Source organism: Pseudomonas sp. Emmai, assembly GCF_055179735.1.
In genome coordinates, this window is sequence record NZ_CM143685.1 from 6,369,891 (window position 1) to 6,393,896 (window position 24,006).

The following is a 24,006-nucleotide window of genomic DNA, read 5'->3' on the forward strand; positions in this document are numbered from 1 at the left end:
GGTGGTTTGTAGTGGCTTTAGCGACGGTTACTGTTCATTAGTTGTTCTTATTTAATATCGGCGGTCGGTGACATTAATTAGCCAGTAAGCATTTGTGAAAAAATTGTCAGTTAATTATCCATGAGCGTGTTACTCAACAGTGACACTCCTTATAAACCGACCTCGCACTTCCAACAGTTATAAAGAGCAAAAAAATCGGAGCACCTGCGTAGGATTCGTCCTACACTCGTGACGTGCCGGATCTTGGATCCAATGGGCACCCCAAAGGAACACGCATATGGAGAACGGCAATGGAAATATGGAAGGAGTCTCAGCTAACGCAACTGTCTTATGCCAAGGAAATGGATACCGCCTACCAGATCTCACTTAACTTCGTAAAAAATCTCGGCTTCAAATTCTGTGCTTTTTCAATAACTTCAAATACGCCAGGTACTCATGACACCACCCACAACCGGAACAATTTCCCCCATGCCTGGAACACCGAATATGAACAAAACCAATTTCGCACCATTGACCCAGTAGTAGCCCATTGCAATCAATCCATGCTGCCGATTTTATGGACTGAAGACGTTTTCTCCCGGACGCCGTGGCTGTGGCAAGCCTTGCAACAACAAGGCCTGCAACACGGCTGGTCGCAATCCTTCCATGACGAGGAAAGCGGTCTGTGCAGCATGCTGAGCCTGGCGAGAAGCCACTGCCCGATTACCGCGTATGAGCTGTATGAAAACCTCGGTTTCACGGTGTTCATTGGTCGTCATTTGCACACTCTGGCAGCCAAGGGCCTGCCGAAAAAAATACCGAGACCGAGTACGCCGCCGTTGTCGGTCCGTGAAGTCGAGGTGTTGCGACTGTCCGCCGACGGCAAGACCGCGTACGAAATCTCCAGAATCCTTAACCTGAGCGAGCGTACGGTGAATTTCCACGTGCACCGTGCCATCGAGAAACTGGGGGTCTGCAACAAGATTGCCGCGGTGTGCGCAGCGACAAGGGCCGGCGCCATCTGAAACCGCTTGATCCCGGGAAAACCTGCGGGTAATCCACTGGAAAAAAACGTACCATTTGCGATCCTTCCTGAGTGTTGACGTGTGAAACTTCACGCCGCAGTCCACTCGGTCGGTTCCGCCCGCTACATCGCCCCAGGGCCGCGGGATACCCGTTGATTTTCCAGAGCCCCCGCCCCATGCCCTTGCTCGAAACACCCTTCGCCCGACTCGACCTCATCCGCCAACCCGAACAGCAGAACGAACCGCTGCAAGCCTTCGATGCGGCTGACGAATACCTGCTCAATCATCTGGCCGAACAGCAACCGACAGCCGATGCGCGGGTACTGGTGCTCAACGACAGCTTTGGCGCGTTGGCTGCCAGCCTGGCGGGCAAGGTTCGGGTCACCAGCAGCGGCGACTCGTTCCTGGCGTTCCAGGGACTGGAAAAGAACCTGATCCGCAACGGCCTGGCTTTCGACGCCGTACCGAGCGTGCCAGCCAATGAAGCCTTCGTCGGACCATTTGACCGGGTGTTGATCCGGGTGCCAAAAACCCTCGCCTTGCTCGAAGAACAACTGATTCGTCTGCAAGGCCAACTGGCCCCGGGCGCCCAGGTGATTGCGGCGGCGATGGTCAAGCACTTGCCCCGCGCCGCCGGGGATTTGCTGGAGCGCTACATCGGCCCGGTTCAAGCCTCGTTGGCGGTGAAGAAGGCGCGGTTGCTGATCGCCACGCCCGAAGCCAAAACACCGGCCGTCTCGCCCTACCCTTCGCGCTACTTGCTCGATGATCCGGCGATTGAACTGCTCAACCACGCCAACGTGTTCTGCCGCGAAGGACTGGACATCGGCACCCGCGCCTTTCTCCCGCACTTGCCGAAGAACCTCGGCGCGGCGCGGGTGGCGGATCTGGGTTGCGGTAACGGCGTGTTGGCCATCGCCAGCGCCCTGCAAAACCCTGAAGCCCATTACACGCTGGTGGACGAGTCGTTCATGGCGGTGCAATCGGCCCGCGAAAACTGGCACGCGGCGCTGGGTGAACGCGAGGTGATTGTGCGCGCCGGCGATGGCCTGGCCGGGCAGGAACCGCAGTCGCTGGACGTGGTGCTGTGCAACCCACCGTTTCACCAACAACAAGTGGTCGGCGATTTCCTGGCCTGGCGCATGTTCCAGCAAGCCCGGGAGGCGCTGGTGGTCGGTGGCGCGTTGTACATCGTCGGCAATCGCCACCTGGGTTATCACAGTAAGCTGGCGCGGTTGTTTCGCGGCGTCGAACAAGTGGCGGCGACGCCGAAATTCGTCATTCTCAAGGCCCGCAAATAATCGCGCGCAAAAAAAAGCCCTCCGTCAGGAGGGCCACACAACCGTGCCGCGAGGCAACGGGATGGGAATTCAGTGGGTGGTCAGACCTGCGGCATTCATGAACATGCGCATCAGGCTGGCCACGATGAACAGCGCCACGACGCTGCCGGTCCAGATCATCGCCAACCATCCGAGCCGCTGCCACAGCGGCTTTTTTTCGGCCTGTTGAATGTCGTGCAGGGTGGGTTTGGTGGACATGCTGTCGATCCTCTCTTGAAGTGATGGCGTCTGTGAGGACGCCTTCGCAAGCAAGCTGTGCTCCTACAGGGGTTCCTGGCGTGGCGCCTGGGCTGGCGCCATCGCGGGCAAGCTTTGCTCCTACAGGGGTTCCTAGTGGTAACCGTCTTCGTGGGTGACCTTGCCGCGGAACACGTAGTAGCTCCAGAAGGTGTAGCCCAGGATGAACGGGATGATGAACAGCGTGCCCACCAGCATGAAGCCCTGGCTTTGCGGCGGTGCGGCGGCGTCCCAGATCGAGATCGACGGCGGCACGATGTTCGGCCACAGGCTGATGCCCAAGCCGCTGTAGCCGAGGAAGATCAGCACAAGGGTCAGCAGGAATGGCGTGTAGTGGGCGTTGCGAGCCACCGCGCGGATCAGGCCGTACATGGTCACCAGCACCAGGATCGGCACCGGCAGGAACCAGAACAGGTTCGGCAGGGTGAACCAGCGCGCTGCAATCTCGGCGTGGGCCAGCGGGGTCCAGATGCTGACGATGCCAATCACCGCCAACACCACGAACGCCAAGGGCCGCGCCAGGTTGTGCATCTGTTCCTGCAACTTGCCTTCGGTCTTCATGATCAGCCAGGTGCAACCGAGCAACGCGTAAGCAATCACCAGCGCCAGGCCGCAGAACATCGTGAATGGCGTCAGCCAGTCCAGTGAACCACCGGCAAACTGGCGATTGACCACCGGCAGCCCATCAATGAACGCCCCCAGCGCCACGCCCTGGAAGAAGGTTGCAGCCACCGAGCCACCGATAAAGGCCTTGTCCCACAGGTGACGCTTGTCGTCCTTGGCCTTGAAGCGAAACTCGAACGCCACGCCGCGGAAAATCAGCCCGATCAGCATGAAGATCAGCGGCAGGTACAACGCCGAGAGCACCACCGAATAGGCCAGCGGGAAGGCGCCGAACAACGCCGCGCCGCCCAGTACCAGCCAGGTTTCGTTGCCGTCCCAGACCGGTGCGACGGTGTTCATCATCACGTCACGGTCGGTCTTGCCAGGGATGAACGGGAAGAGAATCCCGATGCCCAGGTCGAAACCGTCCATGACCACGTACATCATGATGCCGAAGATGATGATCACGGCCCAGATCAGCGGAAGATCAATACCCATGATTCAAATCTCCTTGGTCGTGGTGTGATCAGCATCGGCGTGATCGTCGTCAGCCGCGGACAACGGACGGGCCGGCGTGCGTTTCTGGCCAGGCCCCCCCTCGTTGGTTTCCTTGCCTTCGTCGATCTTCGGCCCTTTGCGCACCAGGCGCATCATGTAGCCAAGACCGGCGCCGAACAGCGCGAAATACACCACCACAAACAGCACCAGCGTAATGCTCATCTGCGCGAAGCTGTGATTGGAGGACGCATCCGCCGTGCGCATCAACCCGTAGACCACCCACGGCTGCCGCCCGATTTCCGTGGTGAACCAACCGGCGAGGATCGCGATCAGGCCGGATGGGCCCATCCACAACGCCAGGTACAGGAACGGCCGGGAGGTGTACAACTTGTCACGTTTGCGCAGCCACAGGCTCCACAAACCAGTGAAGATCATCAGGAAACCGAGGCCGACCATGATCCGGAACGACCAGAACACGATGGTCGAATTCGGCCGGTCTTCGGGTGGGAAGTCCTTGAGTGCCGGCACCTGTTTGTCCAGGGAGTGGGTCAGGATCAGGCTGCCCAGGTAAGGAATCTCGACCGCGTATTTGGTCTTCTCGGCTTTCATGTCCGGCCAGCCGAACAGGATCAGCGGGGTCGGTTCATCGCCGACGTTTTCCCAGTGCCCTTCGATCGCGGCGATTTTCGCCGGTTGATGCTCAAGGGTATTGAGGCCGTGGAAGTCGCCGATCACGGCCTGGATCGGCGCCACGATCAAGGCCATCCACATCGCCATCGAAAGCATGGTGCGGATCGCCGGGTTGTCTTTGCCGCGCAGCAAGTGCCAGGCTGCCGAGGAGCCGACGAAGAACGCGGTCGCGACGAATGCCGCCGTCGCCATGTGCATCAGGCGATAGGGGAACGACGGGTTGAAGATCACCGCCAGCCAGTCGACCGGAATCACTCGGCCGTCGATGATTTCAAAGCCTTGTGGCGTCTGCATCCAGCTGTTGGACGCGAGAATCCAGAACGTCGAGATCAGCGTGCCGACGGCCACCATGACGGTGGAGAAAAAGTGCAGGTTGCGTCCGACCTTGTTCCAGCCGAACAACATCACGCCGAGGAAACCGGCTTCGAGGAAGAACGCGGTGAGCACTTCATAGGTCAGCAACGGCCCGGTGACGGCGCCGGCGAAGTCCGAGAAACGGCTCCAGTTGGTGCCGAACTGATAGGCCATGACGAGGCCGGAGACCACGCCCATGCCGAAGTTCACGGCAAAGATCTTCGACCAGAAGTGGTACAGATCGCGGTAGGTGTCGTTGTTGGTTTTCAGCCACAGCCCTTCGAGTACCGCCAGGTAACTCGCCAGGCCAATGGTGATGGCCGGGAACAGGATGTGGAACGAGATGGTGAACGCGAACTGCATCCGGGCGAGATCAAGTGCCTCCAAACCGAACATAAGTCTTCCTCTGTCAGGTAATACCGGCTGTAGGGCTTATGACCCTGCACCCACTCTGCCCCCACGGATATGGAGTGTGGCGAATTCCAATTCGTTCTTTTTTTAGAAACATCACAACGTAGGGAGTCTGGCCATCAGGCCGCCGGATCAATTCCTTGCGGGGTCTTGATCTGGATCAAGCAACGTAGAAAGAGTAGTCCCATTTTTGGCGATGGACGGTGTGGTCTTTTGACGCGTGACAGGTTGCCTCATTGCTCTGCTTACGTGCTGAAACACATTCACTGCGGGAGCAGGCTTGTTGTGGCGAGGGAACTTGCTGTGGTTGTGGTTGTGGTTGTGGTTGTGGTTGTGGTTGTGGCGAGGGAGCTTGCTCCCGCTTGAGCGCGAAGCGCTCACAAGGTCTTGGGGCCGCTTCGCAGCCCAGCGGGAGCAAGCTCCCTCGCCACAGCAAGCCCCCTCGCCACAGTGATCGGCGCTGGGTTATGGAGATCGATGTCTAGCTACCTAAAATTTTTGTCAGCGCAACTTCTTGTTACAGCTTGGTGATAGTCTCACCCCTCCCCTCGCTTAAGACCTGCCGTCAGATGCCCAGCCAAGCGCCCCTGCTGTTACGTCATCACCGTCCTTTCATTGCGTTCTGGCTGGCTCGGGTGTTTACCGCCAGCGGTTTCCAGATGCTCACCGTGGCCATCGGCTGGAACCTGTACCAATTGACCGGCAACGTGCTGGACCTGGGCCTGGTGGGTTTGGTCGAGTTCGCCCCGCGGGTGCTGTTCATGTTGCACACCGGGCATGTCGCCGACCGTTACGACCGACGCAAGGTCGCGGCGATCTGCCAGTCCCTGCAAGCCTTGATCGCCCTGTCCCTGGCCATCGGCAGCGCCACCGATCACGTCACCCGGGAAATGATCTTCATCCTCGCGTTCCTGCTCGGTGCCGCGCGCTCGTTCGAGATGCCGACCACCCAGGCCCTGCTGCCGAGCATCGTGCCCAGCGCCCTGTTCCCCCGCGCCGTGGCCGCCGCCCAATCGGCACAGCAATCGGCCACCATCGTCGCTCCGGCACTTGGCGGTTTGCTCTACGCGTTCGGCAGCGTCTGGGTCTACGGCCCGACGGTCATTCTGTACATCATCGCCTGCTGCTTGATGCTCAACCTGCCGGCCCGGCAAACGCCACTGAACAAGGGCAAGGCGACGATGGATTCGCTATTGGCCGGGATTCGTTTCATCCGCAGCCGTCCGGACATTCTCGGGGCGATTTCCCTGGATCTGTTCGCCGTGCTGTTGGGCGGCGCGACGGCGTTGCTGCCGGTATTCGCCAAGGACATTCTGCTGACCGGCCCTTGGGGCCTGGGCCTGCTGCGTTCGGCACCCGCGGTGGGCGCGCTATTGATGTCGTTGTTCCTGGCTCGATTTGCCGTGGAACGTAAAGTCGGGCGGGTGATGTTCACCGCCGTCGGCATCTTCGGCGTCGCGACCATCGCCTTCGGCCTGTCCACTTCGTTCTGGTTCTCGCTGGCGGTGCTGGTGGTGCTGGGCGCGGCGGACATGATCAGCATGGTGATCCGCGCCTCCTTCGTGCAACTGGAAACCCCGGATGAAATGCGCGGCCGGGTCAGCGCCGTGAACGGCCTGTTCATCGGCGCTTCGAACCAGTTGGGCGAGTTCGAATCCGGCCTCACCGCCCATTGGTTCGGCACCGTGCCGGCCGTGGTCATGGGCGGCATCGGCACGCTGGTGGTAACCGGCACCTGGATCAAACTGTTCCCGACCCTGGCCAACCGCGACCGCATGCATGTGGCCAAGGAAGAAGCCAAGGTCTAGAGCAACTTATCGAGGGTGATGGGGAAGTCCCGCACCCGTTTGCCGGTGGCGTGATAGATCGCATTGGCCACCGCCGCCGCCACGCCGACGATGCCGATCTCGCCGACGCCCTTGGACCCGAGGGCGTTGACGATCTCGTCGTTTTCTTCGACGAACAGCACCTCAATGTCGCCGATATCGGCGTTAACCGGGATGTGGTACTCGGCCAGGCTGTGGTTCATGTGCCGGCCCAGGGCGTGGTCGGTTTGCGTCTCTTCGTGCAACGCCATGCCAATGCCCCATACCACGCCGCCGAGAATCTGGCTGCGGGCCATTTTCGGGTTGACCACCCGGCCGGCGGCGATGGCGCTGACCACTCGGTTGACCTTCACCGTGCCTAAATCCTCATCCACCAACACCTCGACGAACACCGCCGAGTGGGTGGCCGTGGCGTAGGCGTCGCGTTTCTGGTCGGGTTGGGCGTCAACCTGGACCTCCAAAGTTTCTTCGCCGCTGTCTCTGGCGAGTTCCGCCAGCGAAACCCGCGCGTCACCGAAGGACAACTGCCCTGCCTCGAACGTCGCCTGCTCCAGCGTGACACCGCCGAAGGCCGGACAGGTCTGGCGTGCCACCGCCAACAGTTTTTCCTTGAGTGCTTCACACGCCTGCTGCACCGCTGTTCCGACCGACGACACGGTGAACGACCCACCCTGCAACGGCGCGGTGGGCAATGAAGAGTCGCCGAGGATAAAGGTGACGTCCTTGTGCGAAACGCCCGACGCCTGGGCGGCGATTTGCGTCATCACCGTGTAGGTGCCGGTGCCGATGTCCGTGGTCGCGCTGCTGACGGTGAGTTTGCCATTGTGATCAAGCGATGCCTTCGCGCTGGCTTTCTGTTGCATCGCTTCCCAGACCCCGCCGGCCATGCCCCAGCCCACCAGTTGTCGGCCTTGGCGCCTGCTGCGCGGCTCCGGATCACGCGCTTCCCAGCCGAAACGTTTCGCACCTTGGGCATAGCATTCGCGCAGTTCTTTGCTGGAATAGGGTTTGTCTTCGTTCTGATTGCGCTCTGAATAGTTGATCAGGCGCAGTTGCACCGGATCGATGGCCAGGGCACAGGCCAGTTCATCCATCGCGCATTCCAGCCCAATCAGCCCCAGCGCCGCACCGGGGGCCCGCATGTCCAGCGGCGTGAATACGTCCAGCGGCACCAGTTTGTAAGTCAGTTGCACGTTGTCGCAGTGATAGAGCATGCCGCTCCACTCCACCACATGTTCGGTGAAGTCCTCGAAGCGCGAAGTCTGGCCGATGGCGGTGTGGGCCACCGCGAGCAAGCGTCCGTTGGCCGCCGCGCCCAGTTGCAGACGCTGCAAGGTGCGGGGGCGATAGCCGAAGGTGAACATCTGCTGGCGCGTCAACGTCACTCGCACCGAACGTTTGAGGTGCAACGCCGCCATCACCGCCAGCGGCAGCTGATATTGCGGGCGCAGCCCGGAACCGAAAGCGCCGCCGACATAGGCGGCGAAAATCCTGACCTGCTCTTTTTGTAATCCGAAGACCTTTTGCACGTAGGACTGACAGTTCTGCGGGCCTTGGGTCTTGTCATGGATGTGCAAGCTGCCATCGGCCTGGAACAACACCGTACTGGCGTGGGGTTCCATCGGATTGTGGTGTTCGATGGGGGTGCTGTAGCTCAGGTCCAGGCTCATGGCCGCGCCGGCAAACTCGGCCTGAAAATTCCCACGGGGTTTCGGGAGTTCGGCGGGTGCCGGGTGGGCTTCGTCCTGCAGGCTCAGCAGATCGGTCTGATGCGGCTCGGCCTCGTACTCGATGTCGATCAATGACCCGGCGTAACGCGCCAGCTCAAGGTTATCCGCCACCACCAGCACCAGCGGCTGACCGCTGTACAGCACCCGATCGTTGTACAAAGGACGAAACGGCGAGCCCTCGGCCGAGTCGGCGTCTTCGTAGTCTTTGTCGTAACTGGCGATCTTCGGGCGGTTGCCGTGATCGATCACCGCGACCACGCCGGGCAGCGCGAGGGCTTTGGACGCGTCGATGCGGGCGACCCGACCGCGGGCAATGCGGCTGGACACTACACTGCCGTGCAGCAGGCCGTCCTCGGGAAACTCCCCGGCATAACGCGCCTGGCCGGTGACTTTGAGATGACCGTCGACGCGATCCAGCGGCTGGCCCATGGGCTTGGTGAAGGTAGACATCAGGCTTGCACTCCCGGCGCGGCATCGCTCAAGGCGCGGATGATGGCCCGGCTTGCCAGTTTGACTTTGAACCCGTTGTGTTCGAGGGGCTGCGCGTTTTGCAGTAACGCGTCGGCAGCAGCCGTGAAGGTTTCGCGGCTGGCCGGTTTGCCCACCAACCATTGCTCGACCGCTTCGTCACGCCACGGTTTGTGGGCGACCCCGCCGAGGACAAGACGTGCCTCGCGAATCACCGGCCCGTTCATTTCCAGCGCCGCGGCCACCGACACCAGCGCGAACGCGTAGGACGCACGGTCGCGAATCTTCAGGTAATGGCAGTGCTCGGCGAAACCGGCGGCGGGCAGTTCAATGGCGGTGATCAGCTCATCGTCGGCCAATTGGTTGTCGCGCTCGGGGTGGTCACCGGGCAGGCGATGAAAGTCAGCAAACTCGATGGTTCTTGCGCCATTGCGCCCGTGCACATGGACCACCGCCTCCAAAGCCGCCAGTGCCACGCACATATCGGACGGATGGGTGGCCACGCATTGCACGCTGGCGCCGAAAATTGCATGAATCCGGTTCAATCCGTCCCGTGCCGGGCAGCCACTGCCGGGTTCGCGTTTGTTGCACGGCACATTGGCGTCGTAGAAGTAGTAGCAGCGGGTGCGTTGCAGCAGGTTGCCGCCGGTGCTGGCCATGTTGCGCAATTGCGGCGAGGCGCCGGCCAGAATGGCTTGGGACAGTAGCGGGTAACGCTGTTCGATCAACGGGTGCCAGGCCAGGTCGGCGTTGCTGACCAATGCACCGATCATCAGCCCGCCGTTTTGCGTTTGCGTGACCTCACGCAATGGCAGTCCGGTGATGTCGATCAGATGTTCTGGGCGGGTGAGGTTTTCCTTCATCAAATCCAGAAGATTCGTACCGCCGGCGATGAATCGAGATGCGGGACCGGCTAGGTGCACAGCGTCCTCTACTGAATTGGGTTTGCTGTAGTGGAAGGGCGTCATTGGTCGCCTCCTTGCTGGCAGGCGGGCAAGGCTTCTTCAATGGCATCGCAAATATTGCTGTAGGCGCCGCAGCGGCAGAGGTTGCCGCTCATCAATTCCTTGATCTGCTGCGTGGTCTGCGCCCGGCCTTCATTGGCCAGCCCCACCGCCGAACAGATCTGCCCCGGCGTGCAATAACCACACTGAAAGGCGTCGTGCTTGATGAAGGCTTGCTGCATCGGGTGCAGCGCCTCGCCATCGGCCAGGCCTTCGATGGTGGTCAACTCGGCGCCGTCGCACATCACCGCCAGGGTCAGGCAGGCATTCACCCGCTTGCCGTTGAGCAATACCGTGCAGGCCCCGCACTGGCCGTGGTCGCAGCCCTTTTTGGTGCCAACCAGATCCAGTTGCTCGCGTAGCAGGTCCAGCAATGTGGTCCACGGCAGCACATCAAGCTCACGGACCTGGCCGTTGAGCCGCAGGCGCAGCGGATGACGGGTGAACACCGACGGCGCAGCGTCGGGAGTGATCGCGCTCATAAACACCTCACGGTTGGTCGTACCTTCGCGGCGTTTTGGCAAACCGCCGTCATTAAGGGGTACGACTTCGGGGGTGGGATGGGCGTTCAAAGGAATTGATCTGTGGCGCAATACCACTCAAAGCACAAAAGTGCCGACCAAGTGCGATACATAGATACCGCATCGAGTGTAATGTATCGCCTTACACTTCCCCCATGATCAAATCCTTTCAGCACAAAGGCCTTCGTGGCTTCTATGAAACCGGTTCGACTCGTGGGATTCGTGCAGACCCTGCGAAACGGCTGTCCCGAATGCTGCAGTTCATGGACCGCGCATTGGTGCCTGGCGATCTTGATCTTCCAGGATGGCGGTTACACCCGCTCAAAGGAGAACTGGCCGAATATTGGTCGCTCAGCGTATCGGGGAACTGGCGGGTTATTTTTCGTTTTATTGGCTCGGATATCGAACTGGTCGACTATCTGGACTATCACTGACAGGAGGCAGGACCATGCCCATGCACAACCCGCCGCACCCTGGCGAAACATTGTTGCAGGACGTCTTACCCGAGCTTGGCATCAGCGTCACTGAATTGGCCCGCCATCTCGGTTTTGCCCGGCCACACCTTTCCAGGGTGTTGCACGGCCACGCGCCGATCAGCCCGGACCTGGCGGTACGTCTGGAACGGGCAGGCATCGGTAAAGCCAGAATGTGGCTCGGGGTTCAAACCGACTACGACCTCTGGCAGGCGGAACATCGTGAGCAGCCGGCTATCGAGCCCATTGCCGCCCACGTCTGATCGTTTCTAAACCAGCAACTCCCCCGCCACTGCCGCTCGAATGGCTTTACCACAGAGTTGTTCCACCAGCGCCAGCGCAAACGGCAACGCGGCGCCCGAGCCTTGGGCGGTGATGCAGTTGCCGTCGACCACCACCGGTTGATCGACGAAGGTGCAGCCTGACAATTGATGGCTGGCGGAGGGCAGGCAGGTCATGCGGCGTTGACGCAGAACCCCGAAGGCTTGCAGCGCCAGCGCCGGGGCTTCGGCGATGCCGGCGAACAGGCGCCCGGCGGCGGCCTGGTCCTTGATCAGTTGTTCCAGGGGTTGGTGCGCCGCCAGGTGTTGCGCGCCAACGGCGCCGCCGGGCAGGGCAATCAGGTCGAACGGTTGGGCCAGCAGGTCTACCAGCATGGCGTCGGCGGTCAGGCGAGTGCCGCGAGCGCATGTGAGCATGCGCCGGCCCTCGATGCTGGCCACCACCACTTCAATCTGAGCGCGGCGCAGCACATCAATCAGGGTCACGCATTGCAGGTCATCGATGCCCTCGGCGAGGGTAATCAGGGCTCTAAAGGTCATGGGCACGGTCCACGGGATGATTCTTAAAGCGTAGTCAGCTTTAGTGTCCCTTGTTCGTGTCTGCCGTTACTTGATGTAAAGCTGCGTCGAAACGACGTTGCCCGGCGCGTTGATCGAGCGGTTACTGAAGCTGAACGTCCCTTCCTGCCTGCCCCCCAAGTCAAAGACGTACAGCGTGCCGACGACCCTTGTCTCGGTGGCGGTGCATTCGGTCGGGTTGCCATTGCCATAGGCACAGACTTTTTGCTGCGCCCCGGCGAGGTTGAAGCCGTCGAGCTGGACGGTCGGCTTGCGGCCATACCCCATCTCCAGCACATACACCTTGATGTCTGCGCCGCCGTGGTCGCATGTCGTGCGCTCTTGTCCGGCGGAAATGTTTTCAATCCCGCACGCCGCCGACTGCACCTTGAGCACCTGAACGTTGGTCAACGGCGGTGCCGACGCTGCCATCACGGCAGGCGCACCCGCCATACACGCGAAAAACAGCCCCAACGACCGAACGATGTTGCGCTTGTCACCCACCATGAACACTCCCCCAAAACAGGCGCGCAGTATGGCGCAGTTCAGCCAACCGCAAAACATCGCCGACGATCGCAGCCATTACCCCACGCGGCTGGTATGATGCGCGGCTTTTTCCGACCCACAGAAAATTCCCGGGCGCCTTGGGCGGTCTGTGCTTTGCTGTTGAGGTCGATACATTCACGGCGCCCTGCGCGCCACGGGGAGCAGACATGCTGGAAAGGCTGTTTCAACTCAAGGCACATAACACCAACGTGCGCACCGAGATTCTGGCGGGCGTCACGACCTTCCTGGCCATGGCCTACATTCTGTTCGTCAACCCGAGCATTCTCGGCGAGACCGGCATGGACAAGGGCGCGGTGTTTGTCGCGACCTGCCTGGCCGCGGCCTTCGGCTCGACGGTGATGGGCCTGATCGCCAACTACCCGATCGCGCTCGCGCCGGGCATGGGCCTGAACGCGTTCTTCACGTATACCGTGGTCCTGCACATGGGCCATACCTGGCAAGTGGCGCTGGGTGCGGTGTTCATTTCGGCCGTGTGCTTCTTCCTGCTGTCGATCTTCCGCATCCGCGAATGGATCATCAACAGCATCCCGCTGCCCCTGCGGTCGGCGATTGCCGCCGGTATCGGTCTGTTCCTGGCCTTGATCGCCCTGCACAACGCCGGCATCGTGGTCAGCAATGAGGCGACCATGCTCGGCCTCGGTGACTTGAAAAAACCGGCTCCGATCCTCGCGACCCTGGGTTTTGCCCTGATCGTCGCCCTCGAAGCCCTGAAGGTTCGCGGCGCGGTACTGATCGGCATTCTGGCGGTGACGGTCGTCTCCATCGCGATGAATGTCACCCCGTTCGGCGGCGTGATGTCGATGCCACCGTCGCTGGCCCCGACCTTCCTGCAACTGGACATCAAAGGCGCATTGGACATCGGTCTGGTCAGCGTGATTTTCGCCTTCCTGTTCGTCGACCTGTTCGACAACTCCGGCACCCTGATCGGCGTCGCCAAGCGCGCCGGCCTGATGGGCAAGGACGGCCACATGCCGAAAATGGGTCGTGCGCTGATCGCCGACAGCACCGCGGCCATGGCCGGTTCGCTGCTGGGCACCTCGACCACCACCAGCTACATCGAATCCGCCGCTGGCGTGAGTGCCGGTGGTCGTACCGGTTTGACGGCTGTCGTGGTGGCGATCCTGTTCCTGCTGGCGCTGTTCTTCTCGCCATTGGCCGCCAGTGTTCCAGCCTTTGCTACCGCACCGGCACTGCTGTTCGTCGCCGTGCTAATGACTTCCGGCCTGGCCGAAATAGACTGGGACGACATCACCGTGGCCGCACCGGTCGTGGTCACTGCCCTGGCCATGCCGTTCACCTATTCCATCGCCAACGGCATCGCCTTCGGTTTCATTTCCTGGACCGCGATCAAGTTGCTGTCCGGGCGTGCCCGTGAGCTGAACCCGGCGCTGGTGATTCTGTCGATTCTGTTTGTGATCAAGTTGGGTTGGTTCAGCGCATGACTTTTGATTCCCAGGCCTACGCCGTACAGCTCGAAGAAAAGGTCACGCGCCTGCGTGACCTGCTGGCCCCGTTCGGTGCGCCAGAACCTGAAGTGTTCGACTCGCCGCTGCAAAACTTCCGCCTGCGCGCCGAGTTTCGCCTGTGGCGCGAAGGCGGCGACCGTCACTACGCGATGTTTGCCCAAGATGACAAACGCACGCCGATCCTGATCGAAGAATTCCCGATCGCCAGCCTGCGCATCAATGAGCTGATGCCCAAGCTCAAGGCCGCATGGCAAGCGAGCGCGGCCCTGAGCCACAAATTGTTCCAGGTGGAGTTCCTGACCACCCTGGCCGGCGACGCGATGATCACCCTGTGCTACCACCGCCCGCTGGACGAGCATTGGCACACTGCCGCGTCGAAACTGGCGGCGGACCTCAACGTCAGCATCATCGGTCGCTCCAAGGGCAAACGCGAAGTCATTGGCCACGATTACGTGGTCGAGCAATTCGAAGTCGGCGGCCGCACCTTCAGCTATCGCCAGCCGGAAGGCGCGTTCACCCAGCCCAACGGCACCGTGAACCAGAAGATGCTCAACTGGGCCTACGACGCCATGGGCGATCGCACTGACGATTTGCTGGAGCTGTATTGCGGCAACGGCAACTTCACCCTGCCGCTCGCTACCCGCGCGCGCAAAGCCCTCGCCACTGAAATCAGCAAGAGCTCGGTCAACGCGGCGTTGAGCAACCTCAGCGAAAACGCGGTGGATAACGTCACCCTGGTGCGTTTGTCCGCCGAAGAACTGACCGAAGCCTTGAACGAAGTGCGGCCGTTCCGACGCCTGCACGGCATCGACCTCAAGAGCTACGAATTCGGCAGCGTCTTCGTCGACCCGCCCCGTGCCGGCATGGACCCGGACACCTGCGAACTGACCCGCCGCTTCGACAACATCCTGTACATCTCCTGCAACCCGGAAACCCTGGCGGCCAACATCGCCCAACTGCACGACACTCACCGCATTACCCAATGCGCGATGTTCGACCAGTTCCCGTGGACCCATCACATGGAATCCGGGGTGTTGTTGACTCGGCGGTGATCGCAGGTGCCCGATACAAATCAGCCGTCTTGATGACGGCTTTTTTGTGGGTGGTGTTTACGGGATGACTTCGACCTTGCGCGGGCGACCGCCCTTTTTGCCATTAGCCCGGGCCGCTTCAGCCTTCGCGGCGCTGCTTTGCCGGCCATTGCGCGAGGAAACAACCGAAGCGGCCATATTCATCAGGGGCTTGCTGGCGGAAATCATCCCGGCGATGGAGACGTGCAGGTCCTTTTCCTCATGAAAAAGTGCAGTGCCGCAGAGGCCTACTTTCAGATCGGCATAATCCTCGGCTTCAAAACCATCGAATTCCAGGTAGTGCTTCACGGGCAGTAAAACGCCAGAGCCATCTTCGAAGCGGACCGTAAGGCACTCCTCCTGAAACGTCACCGCTGTCGCCTGCAAGGCGCTTTTATGGCGAATTTTCCCCCGCTCAATTGCCTCATCCAGTACTGCTTCAGTGACTGGCCGGTCTACCTGCATTTTCGCTTTAATCGTTTTCAAAGTTCGATCTCCACACCCTCCGGCGCGCCGATCAGGGCCAGTAGGGTCTTGTTCTTATCGGGCTCGTAACACGCTGAGCCAATCACGTAGGTTGTGCTTGTGATCCTTTTCATCACCACGACTTCGTTGTCCTGCGAATCCCAAAGCTGATTGTCGAGGCATGCCGTTTGCAACTTGTCCCACCAAATACTGCGCGCACGGCGCAGGTGTACAGGTTGCCTGAGTCCGTAACGCAAGCCCTCAAGCACGGCGCCAGGTGGCCGGCGTGAATGCGGAACAACATCCCAAAGCTCGACACCGTTGTGCCAAAAGCTGAACTTGAAACGCGCGCTCCATGTCCCGCCGTCCACATGGGTGTGCGGCGGGCAGTGTTCGTCACGCAAGTTGATCAACATCGAAAACCCTTTGTAACTGAACAATCTCATGCTAACCCATCCGTTAGGTTTAATAAGCCGTAAGGCTCAACATTCCTTGAAATTCCGATAACTGGCACTGACTCTCCGAGTCAGCCACCTGAATTGAGCCTAGCTTTCGAGACCACGCGTGCCCTGCCCACGACGCCAAAAAATAGTTAACAAACCTTTCGCAGTAACACGCTGTATTAATGCGCAGGCATTTGATAAATACAGAGCTCCAGCCTTCATCTGATCCCCGGCGTAACCAATCATGCAACGACACTTCGACGATCTTCAGCTCGGCAGCATCGAACTGTTTTGCCTCGCCGCCGAAGCCGGCAGTTTTACCGCCGCGGCGCTGGTGGCCGGGGTGACGCCCGCCGCCGTGAGCCGTTCGGTGTCGCGCATGGAGGAACGCCTGGGGGTGCGGTTGTTTGCCCGCACCACGCGCAGCGTCAAGTTGACTGACAGTGGTCGACGTTATTACGAGGAATGCCGTCAGGCGCTGGCGCAGCTGGTTGAAGCTCAGCGGGAGGTCATGGGCCAGCAGCAGGAACCGTCCGGCACCCTGCGCATCAGTATTCCTACGACCTACGCCCACCATCGAATCCTGCCGTTGTTGCCGGAGTTTCGGGCGCGGTTTCCAGCGGTGAAGGTTGAAACCCACATCAGCAATCGCAACATCGATTTTGTCGGCGAAGGCTATGACATGGCGATTCGTGTGCGGGCCATCCCCGATTCCGGTTTGATTGCGCGGCCTCTGGAAGACGCGGCGCTGGTGATGATCGCCAGCCCCGATTACCTGAAACGCGCCGGGGTGCCGCAATCCCTGGATGATCTGCAGCAGCACGAATGCATCCAGTACGAACTGCCCAGCAGCGGGCGGCGGATTGCCTGGTTGTTCAATGACAGTGGCGTGCCGCTGGAGATTCTCGCCGACGGAAATCTCAGTTGTTCCGACGATGTGCTGGGGGGCGTGACCCTGGCGAAACACGGTGCCGGGTTGTTTCAGACCTATCGCTTCATCGTCGAAAACGAATTGGCCGATGGCTCGCTGGTGGAGGTGCTCAAGCCGTATGGCGGGCGCTCGCGGCCGTTCACCCTGCTCTATCCGCAGAGTCGGCATATGCCATTACGGTTACGGGCGTTTATCGATTTTCTGGTTGAGCGTTTGCCTCGCTAAGCAACAACCGTCCGATCACCGAACACAAAAACCCGCCCCTCCACCTCTTCAATTGACCAAAGTAACCGTCTAGTACAATTTATCTCCACAGGCTGAACCCTACAGCCAACGCCAACAATAATAAGTGGAGAGACCCCGATGCCCCCTATCGTTCTGGTGCTCAACGGCCCGAACCTGAACCTGCTCGGCACCCGTGAGCCGGCGACCTACGGCCACGAAACCCTGGCCGACATTTCCGCCTTGTGCGGGCGCTCTGGCGAAGAGTTCGGCCTGGCCGTGGAGTTTCGCCAGACCAACCACGAGGGCGAATTGCTCGACTGGATTCACGCCGCTCGCGGACGTTGCGCCGGGATCGTCATCAACCCGGCGGCCTGGACCCACACGTCGGTGGCGATTCGCGACGCCTTGGTGGCCAGTGAACTGCCGGTGATCGAAGTTCACCTGTCCAACGTCCATGCCCGCGAACCGTTCCGTCACCACTCCTTTGTCTCGGCCATCGCCACGGCGGTAATGGCCGGTTTCGGCAGCCACGGCTATCGTTTGGCGCTGGAGCATTTCAGCCATCGTTTGCAGGGGTGAACGCCATGTCTCAGAACGACGTTGTACTGGCCGGACTGATCGGCGCTGGCATCCAGGCCTCGCGCACGCCGACGCTGCACGAGCATGAAGGCGATGCCCAGGGCCTGCGTTATCTGTATCGCCTGATCGACCTTGATCAGTTGAAACTCGACCTCAATGCCCTGCCCGATCTGCTGATGGCCGCCGAACGCTTGAACTTCACCGGGCTGAACATCACCTTTCCGTGCAAGCAGGCGATCATCCCGCTACTCGACGAACTGTCCCCAGAAGCCCGGGGGATTGGTGCGGTCAACACGGTGGTGCTCAAGGATGGCAAACGCGTCGGCCACAACACCGACTGCCTGGGGTTTGCCGAAGGGTTTCGCCGGGGCCTGCGGGACGTTGCCCGTGAGCGCGTGGTGCAAATGGGCGCCGGGGGCGCGGGTGCGGCAGTGGCCCATGCGTTGTTGAGTGAGGGCGTGCAGCAGCTGAGCATTTTCGATGTGGATGACAGTCGGGCGCAGGCGCTGGCGAACAATCTCAATCAGCATTTTGGTGCGGGTCGGGCGGTGGCTGGGCATGATCTGGCGAGCACGCTGGCGGTGGCCGATGGTCTGGTGAACACCACGCCGATGGGCATGCAGAAACTGCCGGGCACGCCGGTGCCGGTGGCGTTATTGAGGGCTGATTTGTGGGTGGCGGAGATTGTGTACTTCCCGCTGGAAACCGAACTGCTGCGCAACGCTCGCGCGCTGGGTTGCCGGACGCTGGATGGTGGGACCATGGCGGTGTTTCAGGCGGTGAAGGCGTTTGAATTGTTTAGTGGGGTGGTGCCGGATGCGCAGCGGATGTTGGCGCATTTTAAGAGTTTGAATGGGTGATAGACCGGGGGGGGGGCTGCTTCGCAGCCCAACGGGGGCAAGCCCCCTCGCCACAGGTCAGGCCTGCAGATAGCGCAAAACCGACTCGCAGATCATCGCCCGATGACGCTGCTTGATGCCTTCATCCGGCAGGTCGACCTGAAAAATCTCACCCAGCGTATGGCGGTTCGACACGCGATAGAAGCAGAACGAGCTGATCAGCAAATGCACATCCAGCGGCTCCAGGCCCGACCGGAACACACCCTCTTCAGCCCCGCGACGCAGGATCTCGTTCAGTGAATCGAGGATGGTGTTGTTCATCGCCTTGATCGCATCGGAGCGCTTCACGTACTCGGCGTTGTGAATGTTCTCGATGCTGACGATGCGCACGAAATCGACGTTGCGGTCGTGGTGATCGAAGGTGAATTCCACCAGGCGCCGAATCGCTTCCACTGGCGCCAGCTCGGCCAGGTGCAGACGGTTTTCGGTGCTGCGGATATCGCCGTAGAGTTTCTCCAGCACCTCGACATACAGCTGCTCCTTACTGCCGAAGTAGTAATAGATCATGCGTTTGGAGGTGTGGATGCGCTCGGCGATCGCATCGACGCGCGCACCGGAAAGCCCTTGCTGGACGAACTCGACGATCGCCTCTTGCAGGATGTTCTCGCGGGTCTTTTCCGGGTTGTTCTTGCGACTCTTGCGAGGCTCGACAAGCGGTTCGCCGGGGGCGATGGAGCGTTCTGAAGTTATTGTCATTGCGGGCTCACGGCCATCACTGCACAGGCTGGCGATTATGGGCCGCGCCGCACAGTGAAGGAAGCTGCGCGGCCGCCGTTTAACCCCGTGTTTACGATTTTCCTACAACTTTGCCTGACGTACGGCACCACTTCGGGATTTGGCCATGGCCGCCAGCCGCACCGCCACGTTGGCCGCGCCATAACCGGCGTAGCCGTTCTTGCGCTGGATGATCTCGAAGAAGAACCGCCCTTCGAACGGCTCGGTGTACACATGAAACAGCTCGCCGCCCTGGGCATCGCGGTCGTACAGCACGTTGAAGTAGGCCAGTTCGCTGAGGAATTCGTCATCGAAATCGAAACGCGCGGCGAGGTCGTCGTAGTAGTTGAGCGGGATATCCAGCAGCGGCACGCCCGCCTCTTTCGCCCGGCTGACTTCGGCGAAGATGTCGTCGCAGTCGAAGGCGATGTGATGCACCCCGGAGCCGCGATAACTCGACAGCGCGTGTGAGATCGCGGTGTTGCGATTCTCGGAAATGTTCAGCGGCAAGCGGATCGAACTGTCACGGCTGCGCAGCGCCCGGCTCTTCACCAGACCGTAGGGATCGGGCAGCACCACTTCGTCGTCGGCCTCGAAATCCAGCAGGCTTTTATAGAACAGCACCCAACTGTCGAGGCTGTCCGCCGGCAGCGCCATGGCCATGTGGTCGATGCGTTTGAGGCCGCCGCTGGCCGTAGCGGTCGGTTGCAGATTGAAGTCGGTGCCGTAGACATCGGCGTCCTGATCCACCAGGTAAATCAGGCTGCCGTCCGGTGCGCGCACGGCGGCGAGTTCCAGTTCATTGGGGCCGACCAGTCCGCGATAGGGCTGGCCCTTGTAGGCGACGGCGCGGGCCAGGGCACTGGCGCTATCGTTGACCCGCACCGCCGTGGCGCACAACGATGGGCCGTGGGCCTCGAAAAAGCTGTGGGCGAACGAGTACGGTTCGGAGTTGAGGATCAAATTGATATCGCCCTGACGCAGCAGGCTGACGCTCTTGGAACGATGCTGCCCGGCCTTGACGAAACCCAGGCGTTCCAGCCAGTGCGAGAGCTTGGCGCCGAGGCTTTCATCCACGGCGAATTCGAGAAACTCGATGCCGTTGTATTCGCTGGCCTTCGGGGTTTCGAACAGGATATCGACAGGTTGGTTTTGCGGCTCCAGACGCTGGCGGGTCTTCTCTTCCAGGTACAGCAACGAGCGCAAACCGTCGGCGGCGTTGGCCCGGGGTGGCGCGGCGCGGAAGCCGTCGTTGAAAATCTCCAGCGACAGCGGTCCGGTGTAGCCACTCTGGATGATCGGCGCGAGGAACCCCGCCAGGTCGAATTCGCCCTGGCCCGGAAAACAGCGGAAATGCCGGCTCCACTCCAGCACATCCATGGCCAGGATCGGCGCGTCGGCCATTTGCACGAAGAAGATCTTGTCGCCGGGAATCTCGGCGATGGCGCTTGGATCGCCTTTGAGCGACAGCGTGTGGAAGCTGTCGAGCAAGACGCCAAGACTCGGATGATCGGCCTGGCGCACGATGTTCCACACCTGTTGATAAGTGTTCACATGCCGGCCCCAGGCCAGTGCTTCATAGCCGATGCGCAAGCCACGGGCACCGGCCCGTTCGGCGAGCAGGCGCAAATCATCGATCAGGATCTGTTCATCACCGATCGAGTCAGCCGCCGCGTTGCTGCACACCAGCACCAAGTCGGTGCCGAGTTCCTGCATCAGGTCGAACTTGCGCTCAGCCCGCTCCAGATTGCGCGGCAGGCGATCGCGACGGCAACCTTCGAAATCACGGAAGGGTTGAAACAGGGTGATAGCGATGCCGAGATCGGCGCACATCTGTCTGATTTCACGGGGACTGCCGTCGTAATAAAGCAGGTCATTTTCGAAAATCTCCACCCCGTCAAACCCGGCGGCGGCGATGGCTTCGAGTTTTTCCGGCAGGGTGCCGCTCAAGGAAACGGTGGCAATGGAACGCTGCATATTTCGACTCCCGGTGGTTTGCACGCGATCCCTGTAGGAGCAAGGCTTGCCCGCGATGGCGATCTTGGGGACGCCATCGCGGGCAAGCCTTGCTCCTACGGAAGCGGCATTTTTCTTGGAATAAATTATTGGCCGCAAGCTCCCGTACAGCAATTCAAAGTGTACTAGCCAGTTAGTTTTATGTGCGATTATCGAACACAATGGCCCTTGGCGAATTGACGATTTTTTGTCCACTGCCCAACATCCACTGCACATTGAGCCCGGACATCCATCCCCTCGGCTCGGTTACCCAAGACCCAGAACACCACATAAAAATAATCGGTGGCCTACATGACTCCTTCACAAAGCTCTCCCATGGAGCGTTCCTCCATGACTCCTGCCAGCGCTGGCATCGGCGCCAAGATCCGCGGCGCCATGGCGGTCGGCAAAACCCGTTGGGGCATGTTGGCGCTGGTGTTTTTCGCCACCACCCTGAACTACATCGACCGCGCCGCCCTCGGCGTCATGCAGCCGATCCTGGCCAAGGAAATGAGCTGGACGGCGATGGACTACGCCAACATCAACTTCTGGTTCCAGGTCGGCTACGCCATCGGCTTTGTGTTGCAAGGCCGGTTGATCGACCGGGTCGGGGTCAAGCGCGTGTTCTTCTGCGCGGTGCTGCTCTGGAGCCTGGCCACCGGCGCCCATGGCCTGGCGACGTCCGCTGCGGGCTTCATGGTCTGTCGGTTTATTCTCGGTTTGACCGAGGCGGCGAACTACCCGGCCTGTGTGAAAACCACCCGGTTGTGGTTCCCGGCCGGCGAACGCGCGGTGGCCACCGGCATCTTCAACGCCGGGACCAACGTCGGCGCGATGTTCACCCCGATGCTGTTGCCGCTGATCCTGCATGCATGGGGTTGGCAGGCCGCGTTCCTGTGCATGTCGGCACTGGGCGGGATCTGGCTGGTGTGCTGGGGCTTGAAGTACTTCAACCCGGAAGAGCATCCGAGCGTCAAACAATCGGAACTGGACTACATCCAGCAAGAAGTCGAACCGGAACAAACCCGCGTACCGTTCTCGAAAATCCTGCGCATGCGCGGCACCTGGGCCTTCGCCCTCGCCTACTCGATGACCGCGCCGGTGTTCTGGTTTTACCTGTACTGGCTGCCTCCGTTTTTGAATCAGCAATACAACCTGGGCATCAACGTGACTCAGATGGGCATCCCGCTGATCATCATTTACCTGACGGCGGACTTCGGCAGTGTCGGCGGCGGCATCCTGTCCTCGTTCCTGATCGGTCGCGGGATCAACCCGATCAAGGCGCGGCTGATGTCCATGCTGCTGTTCGCCTGCTGCATCATCGGCGTGATCATGGCCGCCGGCTCCAGCAACCTGTGGGTCGCGGTGGCGGCGATTTCCCTGGCCATCGGCGCGCACCAGGCCTGGACCGCGAACATCTGGAGCCTGGTGATGGACTACACGCCCAAGCACATGATGAGCACGGTGTTTGGCTTCGGCGGGATGTGCGCGGCGATTGGCGGGATGTTCATGACGCAGTTGGTCGGCCACATCCTCACCGTCACCAACAACAACTACACCGTGCTGTTCACTCTGATTCCGGCGATGTACTTCATCGCACTGATCTGGATGTACTTCATGGCACCGCGCAAGCTTCCTACCGTCACCGACTGAAACGCCCTACCCCGGCAGGCCTGATTCCAGGCCTGCCGCTATCGACGACTCTGCTGCCACGCCGCCGCCAACCCGCTGCAACAAATCACCGCGATCCCGACCACCGTGGTCAGGGTCGGCGTGTGGGAGAACAGCAGCCAACCGAGCAGTCCGGCAAACACAATCTGGCAATAACCAAACGGCGCCAGCAATGCCGGGGCGGCGTGGCGGAAGGCCTGGGTCAGAAACAAGTGCGCGGTCATCCCGCAACTCCCCAGCGCCAGCATCAACAACCCATGCCCCAGCGTCGGTACTTGCCAGAAGAACGGCACCAGCGCACTCATCACCAACGTGTTGCACAACCCGGCGAAGAAGTTGCTGGTGGTCGGGCTGTCGATCTGGCTGAGCTTGCGGGTCAGCAATTGATAGAAGCAGAAAAACATCGCCGAGCAGAACGGCAGCAACACCGCCGGGGTGAACAGTTCACCGCCGGGGTGGACGATGATCAGCACGCCGACAAAGCCGCAAATCACCGCGATCCATTGCCCGCGCGTGACGTGTTCCTTGAGCAGCGGCACCGACAATGCGGTGACCAGCACCGGCGCAAGAAAGTTGACCGCCGTGGCTTCGGCCAAGGGAATGTACAAAAGACCGGTGGTGAAAAACAGGCTGGTGCCCAGCAGGCACAACGCTCGCGCCAACTGCAGCAAAGGGCGTTTGGTGCGCAGGACACGCAGCCCGGACTGCGGCAGAAAAATCCCGGCCATCAACAAGGTGTGCACTAGGTATCGGGCCCAGACCACCATGACAATCGGGTAAAAACCGGAGAGGTACTTCGATATCGCGTCATGGCTGGAGAAGAGGAAGGTCGCCGCGACGATCAGCAAGATCCCTTTGAAGGGTTTGTTTACACCGGAGAGGGGGGTGCTGAGCGTCATGGCAATCCTTTGGAATTTTAATTCCAACAATTTAGAACCTGGTTCCAGATTCTTACACAGGGTAACGAAAAAAGTGTGCGAACA

General features: G+C 60.5%; 24 protein-coding genes. 11 read left to right on the top strand and 13 right to left on the bottom strand.

The window, feature by feature from the left end; translation table 11 throughout:
* The first annotated feature begins 290 nt into the window (after positions 1–290).
* Both ACY4LX_RS29260 and ACY4LX_RS29265 read left to right on the top strand, forming a co-directional pair.
* Positions 291–1,004, top strand: coding sequence for an autoinducer binding domain-containing protein (locus ACY4LX_RS29260; protein WP_463258528.1), 714 nt, complete (start codon positions 291–293; stop codon positions 1,002–1,004).
* Positions 1,005–1,180: 176 nt separating this feature from the next.
* The gene (locus ACY4LX_RS29265; protein ID WP_463258529.1) at positions 1,181–2,305 is read left to right on the top strand and encodes a methyltransferase; all 1,125 of its coding nucleotides are present in this window, start codon (positions 1,181–1,183) and stop codon (positions 2,303–2,305) included.
* Between the two features lie 69 nt (positions 2,306–2,374).
* Here ACY4LX_RS29265 and ACY4LX_RS29270 read toward each other — a convergent pair whose 3' ends face one another.
* The 3 genes from ACY4LX_RS29270 to ACY4LX_RS29280 form a co-directional block, all read right to left on the bottom strand.
* A complete protein-coding gene (locus ACY4LX_RS29270; protein WP_149660997.1) occupies positions 2,375–2,542 on the bottom strand; it encodes a DUF2474 domain-containing protein in 168 nt (55 codons plus the stop codon).
* A 132-nt stretch (positions 2,543–2,674) separates the two neighbouring features.
* Positions 2,675–3,682 carry a cytochrome d ubiquinol oxidase subunit II gene (cydB, locus tag ACY4LX_RS29275; RefSeq protein WP_149660996.1) on the bottom strand — a complete coding sequence of 336 codons (1,008 nt, stop codon included), beginning with the start codon at positions 3,680–3,682 and terminating at the stop codon, positions 2,675–2,677.
* Positions 3,683–3,685: 3 nt separating this feature from the next.
* Positions 3,686–5,122: a cytochrome ubiquinol oxidase subunit I gene (locus ACY4LX_RS29280; RefSeq protein WP_463258530.1), complete on the bottom strand. Its 1,437-nt coding sequence runs from the start codon at positions 5,120–5,122 to the stop codon at positions 3,686–3,688.
* Positions 5,123–5,706: 584 nt separating this feature from the next.
* On the opposite strand from ACY4LX_RS29280, the gene ACY4LX_RS29285 reads away from it, so the two are divergent.
* Complete coding sequence (locus ACY4LX_RS29285) at positions 5,707–6,945, top strand: MFS transporter (RefSeq protein ID WP_463258531.1); 1,239 nt, start codon at positions 5,707–5,709, stop codon at positions 6,943–6,945.
* Here the strand turns inward: ACY4LX_RS29285 and ACY4LX_RS29290 are convergent.
* Genes ACY4LX_RS29290 through ACY4LX_RS29300 form a run of 3 tightly spaced genes read right to left on the bottom strand, consistent with a single transcriptional unit; the run spans position 6,942 to position 10,647 of the window.
* Positions 6,942–9,143, bottom strand: a complete 2,202-nt coding sequence (locus tag ACY4LX_RS29290; protein WP_463258532.1) for a xanthine dehydrogenase family protein molybdopterin-binding subunit — start codon at positions 9,141–9,143, stop codon at positions 6,942–6,944. The genes ACY4LX_RS29285 and ACY4LX_RS29290 overlap by 4 nt on opposite strands.
* Positions 9,143–10,129 carry an FAD binding domain-containing protein gene (locus ACY4LX_RS29295; protein WP_463258533.1) on the bottom strand — a complete coding sequence of 329 codons (987 nt, stop codon included), beginning with the start codon at positions 10,127–10,129 and terminating at the stop codon, positions 9,143–9,145. Before ACY4LX_RS29295 ends, ACY4LX_RS29290 begins: the two co-directional genes overlap by 1 nt.
* The gene (locus tag ACY4LX_RS29300; RefSeq protein WP_149660991.1) at positions 10,126–10,647 is read right to left on the bottom strand and encodes a (2Fe-2S)-binding protein; all 522 of its coding nucleotides are present in this window, start codon (positions 10,645–10,647) and stop codon (positions 10,126–10,128) included. The genes ACY4LX_RS29295 and ACY4LX_RS29300 overlap by 4 nt, the downstream gene beginning before the upstream one ends.
* Positions 10,648–10,841: 194 nt before the next feature.
* Here ACY4LX_RS29300 and ACY4LX_RS29305 point away from each other — a divergent pair, with 194 nt between their 5' ends.
* Positions 10,842–11,120 carry a type II toxin-antitoxin system RelE/ParE family toxin gene (locus ACY4LX_RS29305; protein WP_463258534.1) on the top strand — a complete coding sequence of 93 codons (279 nt, stop codon included), beginning with the start codon at positions 10,842–10,844 and terminating at the stop codon, positions 11,118–11,120.
* Positions 11,121–11,134: 14 nt separating this feature from the next.
* The gene (locus ACY4LX_RS29310; protein ID WP_149660989.1) at positions 11,135–11,422 is read left to right on the top strand and encodes a HigA family addiction module antitoxin; all 288 of its coding nucleotides are present in this window, start codon (positions 11,135–11,137) and stop codon (positions 11,420–11,422) included.
* A gap of 6 nt (positions 11,423–11,428) precedes the next feature.
* Here the strand turns inward: ACY4LX_RS29310 and ACY4LX_RS29315 are convergent, their stop codons facing one another.
* Entirely contained in the window at positions 11,429–11,980 is a 552-nt protein-coding gene (locus tag ACY4LX_RS29315; RefSeq protein WP_463258535.1) for a DJ-1 family glyoxalase III, read from the bottom strand.
* A gap of 66 nt (positions 11,981–12,046) precedes the next feature.
* Positions 12,047–12,451 carry a DUF4879 domain-containing protein gene (locus tag ACY4LX_RS29320; protein WP_463260653.1) on the bottom strand — a complete coding sequence of 135 codons (405 nt, stop codon included), beginning with the start codon at positions 12,449–12,451 and terminating at the stop codon, positions 12,047–12,049.
* A gap of 260 nt (positions 12,452–12,711) precedes the next feature.
* On the opposite strand from ACY4LX_RS29320, the gene ACY4LX_RS29325 reads away from it, so the two are divergent.
* Entirely contained in the window at positions 12,712–14,007 is a 1,296-nt protein-coding gene (locus ACY4LX_RS29325; protein WP_463258536.1) for an NCS2 family permease, read from the top strand.
* Positions 14,004–15,083, top strand: coding sequence for a tRNA (uridine(54)-C5)-methyltransferase TrmA (trmA, locus tag ACY4LX_RS29330; protein WP_149660985.1), 1,080 nt, complete (start codon positions 14,004–14,006; stop codon positions 15,081–15,083). Before ACY4LX_RS29325 ends, trmA begins: the two co-directional genes overlap by 4 nt.
* 57 nt (positions 15,084–15,140) lie before the next feature.
* Here trmA and ACY4LX_RS29335 read toward each other — a convergent pair whose 3' ends face one another.
* Both ACY4LX_RS29335 and ACY4LX_RS29340 read right to left on the bottom strand, forming a co-directional pair.
* Positions 15,141–15,587: a DUF2442 domain-containing protein gene (locus tag ACY4LX_RS29335; protein ID WP_463258537.1), complete on the bottom strand. Its 447-nt coding sequence runs from the start codon at positions 15,585–15,587 to the stop codon at positions 15,141–15,143.
* The gene (locus tag ACY4LX_RS29340) at positions 15,584–16,012 is read right to left on the bottom strand and encodes a DUF4160 domain-containing protein (protein WP_149660983.1); all 429 of its coding nucleotides are present in this window, start codon (positions 16,010–16,012) and stop codon (positions 15,584–15,586) included. The genes ACY4LX_RS29335 and ACY4LX_RS29340 overlap by 4 nt, the downstream gene beginning before the upstream one ends.
* A gap of 241 nt (positions 16,013–16,253) precedes the next feature.
* Between ACY4LX_RS29340 and ACY4LX_RS29345 the strand changes: the two genes are divergently transcribed.
* From ACY4LX_RS29345 to ACY4LX_RS29355, 3 genes are all read left to right on the top strand, one after another.
* Positions 16,254–17,165, top strand: a complete 912-nt coding sequence (locus ACY4LX_RS29345) for a LysR family transcriptional regulator (protein ID WP_149660982.1) — start codon at positions 16,254–16,256, stop codon at positions 17,163–17,165.
* A 138-nt stretch (positions 17,166–17,303) separates the two neighbouring features.
* A complete protein-coding gene (gene aroQ / locus ACY4LX_RS29350; protein ID WP_149660981.1) occupies positions 17,304–17,744 on the top strand; it encodes a type II 3-dehydroquinate dehydratase in 441 nt (146 codons plus the stop codon).
* 5 nt (positions 17,745–17,749) lie between these two features.
* On the top strand, positions 17,750–18,604 hold the full coding sequence (locus tag ACY4LX_RS29355; RefSeq protein ID WP_463258538.1) for a shikimate dehydrogenase: 855 nt from the start codon (positions 17,750–17,752) through the stop codon (positions 18,602–18,604).
* Between the two features lie 57 nt (positions 18,605–18,661).
* On the opposite strand, the gene ACY4LX_RS29360 is transcribed toward ACY4LX_RS29355, so the two are convergent.
* Positions 18,662–19,339, bottom strand: a complete 678-nt coding sequence (locus ACY4LX_RS29360) for a TetR/AcrR family transcriptional regulator (RefSeq protein WP_149660979.1) — start codon at positions 19,337–19,339, stop codon at positions 18,662–18,664.
* 102 nt (positions 19,340–19,441) lie between these two features.
* A complete protein-coding gene (quiC, locus tag ACY4LX_RS29365; protein WP_463258539.1) occupies positions 19,442–21,334 on the bottom strand; it encodes a 3-dehydroshikimate dehydratase QuiC in 1,893 nt (630 codons plus the stop codon).
* Between the two features lie 354 nt (positions 21,335–21,688).
* Here quiC and ACY4LX_RS29370 point away from each other — a divergent pair, with 354 nt between their 5' ends.
* Positions 21,689–23,005, top strand: coding sequence for an MFS transporter (locus ACY4LX_RS29370; RefSeq protein WP_463258540.1), 1,317 nt, complete (start codon positions 21,689–21,691; stop codon positions 23,003–23,005).
* 38 nt (positions 23,006–23,043) lie between these two features.
* Here ACY4LX_RS29370 and ACY4LX_RS29375 read toward each other — a convergent pair whose 3' ends face one another.
* On the bottom strand, positions 23,044–23,922 hold the full coding sequence (locus tag ACY4LX_RS29375) for a DMT family transporter (protein ID WP_149662063.1): 879 nt from the start codon (positions 23,920–23,922) through the stop codon (positions 23,044–23,046).
* Between the last annotated feature and the right edge of the window lie 84 nt (positions 23,923–24,006).

Coding starts and splice junctions, on each gene's coding strand:
- ACY4LX_RS29260 (WP_463258528.1), top strand. CDS start 291: ATGGAAATATGGAAGGAGTCTCAGCTAACGCAACTGTCTTATGCCAAG.
- ACY4LX_RS29265 (WP_463258529.1), top strand. CDS start 1,181: ATGCCCTTGCTCGAAACACCCTTCGCCCGACTCGACCTCATCCGCCAA.
- ACY4LX_RS29270 (WP_149660997.1), bottom strand. CDS start 2,542: ATGTCCACCAAACCCACCCTGCACGACATTCAACAGGCCGAAAAAAAG.
- cydB (WP_149660996.1), bottom strand. CDS start 3,682: ATGGGTATTGATCTTCCGCTGATCTGGGCCGTGATCATCATCTTCGGC.
- ACY4LX_RS29280 (WP_463258530.1), bottom strand. CDS start 5,122: ATGTTCGGTTTGGAGGCACTTGATCTCGCCCGGATGCAGTTCGCGTTC.
- ACY4LX_RS29285 (WP_463258531.1), top strand. CDS start 5,707: ATGCCCAGCCAAGCGCCCCTGCTGTTACGTCATCACCGTCCTTTCATT.
- ACY4LX_RS29290 (WP_463258532.1), bottom strand. CDS start 9,143: ATGTCTACCTTCACCAAGCCCATGGGCCAGCCGCTGGATCGCGTCGAC.
- ACY4LX_RS29295 (WP_463258533.1), bottom strand. CDS start 10,129: ATGACGCCCTTCCACTACAGCAAACCCAATTCAGTAGAGGACGCTGTG.
- ACY4LX_RS29300 (WP_149660991.1), bottom strand. CDS start 10,647: ATGAGCGCGATCACTCCCGACGCTGCGCCGTCGGTGTTCACCCGTCAT.
- ACY4LX_RS29305 (WP_463258534.1), top strand. CDS start 10,842: ATGATCAAATCCTTTCAGCACAAAGGCCTTCGTGGCTTCTATGAAACC.
- ACY4LX_RS29310 (WP_149660989.1), top strand. CDS start 11,135: ATGCCCATGCACAACCCGCCGCACCCTGGCGAAACATTGTTGCAGGAC.
- ACY4LX_RS29315 (WP_463258535.1), bottom strand. CDS start 11,980: ATGACCTTTAGAGCCCTGATTACCCTCGCCGAGGGCATCGATGACCTG.
- ACY4LX_RS29320 (WP_463260653.1), bottom strand. CDS start 12,451: ATGGCGGGTGCGCCTGCCGTGATGGCAGCGTCGGCACCGCCGTTGACC.
- ACY4LX_RS29325 (WP_463258536.1), top strand. CDS start 12,712: ATGCTGGAAAGGCTGTTTCAACTCAAGGCACATAACACCAACGTGCGC.
- trmA (WP_149660985.1), top strand. CDS start 14,004: ATGACTTTTGATTCCCAGGCCTACGCCGTACAGCTCGAAGAAAAGGTC.
- ACY4LX_RS29340 (WP_149660983.1), bottom strand. CDS start 16,012: ATGAGATTGTTCAGTTACAAAGGGTTTTCGATGTTGATCAACTTGCGT.
- ACY4LX_RS29345 (WP_149660982.1), top strand. CDS start 16,254: ATGCAACGACACTTCGACGATCTTCAGCTCGGCAGCATCGAACTGTTT.
- aroQ (WP_149660981.1), top strand. CDS start 17,304: ATGCCCCCTATCGTTCTGGTGCTCAACGGCCCGAACCTGAACCTGCTC.
- ACY4LX_RS29355 (WP_463258538.1), top strand. CDS start 17,750: ATGTCTCAGAACGACGTTGTACTGGCCGGACTGATCGGCGCTGGCATC.
- ACY4LX_RS29360 (WP_149660979.1), bottom strand. CDS start 19,339: ATGACAATAACTTCAGAACGCTCCATCGCCCCCGGCGAACCGCTTGTC.
- quiC (WP_463258539.1), bottom strand. CDS start 21,334: ATGCAGCGTTCCATTGCCACCGTTTCCTTGAGCGGCACCCTGCCGGAA.
- ACY4LX_RS29370 (WP_463258540.1), top strand. CDS start 21,689: ATGGAGCGTTCCTCCATGACTCCTGCCAGCGCTGGCATCGGCGCCAAG.
- ACY4LX_RS29375 (WP_149662063.1), bottom strand. CDS start 23,922: ATGACGCTCAGCACCCCCCTCTCCGGTGTAAACAAACCCTTCAAAGGG.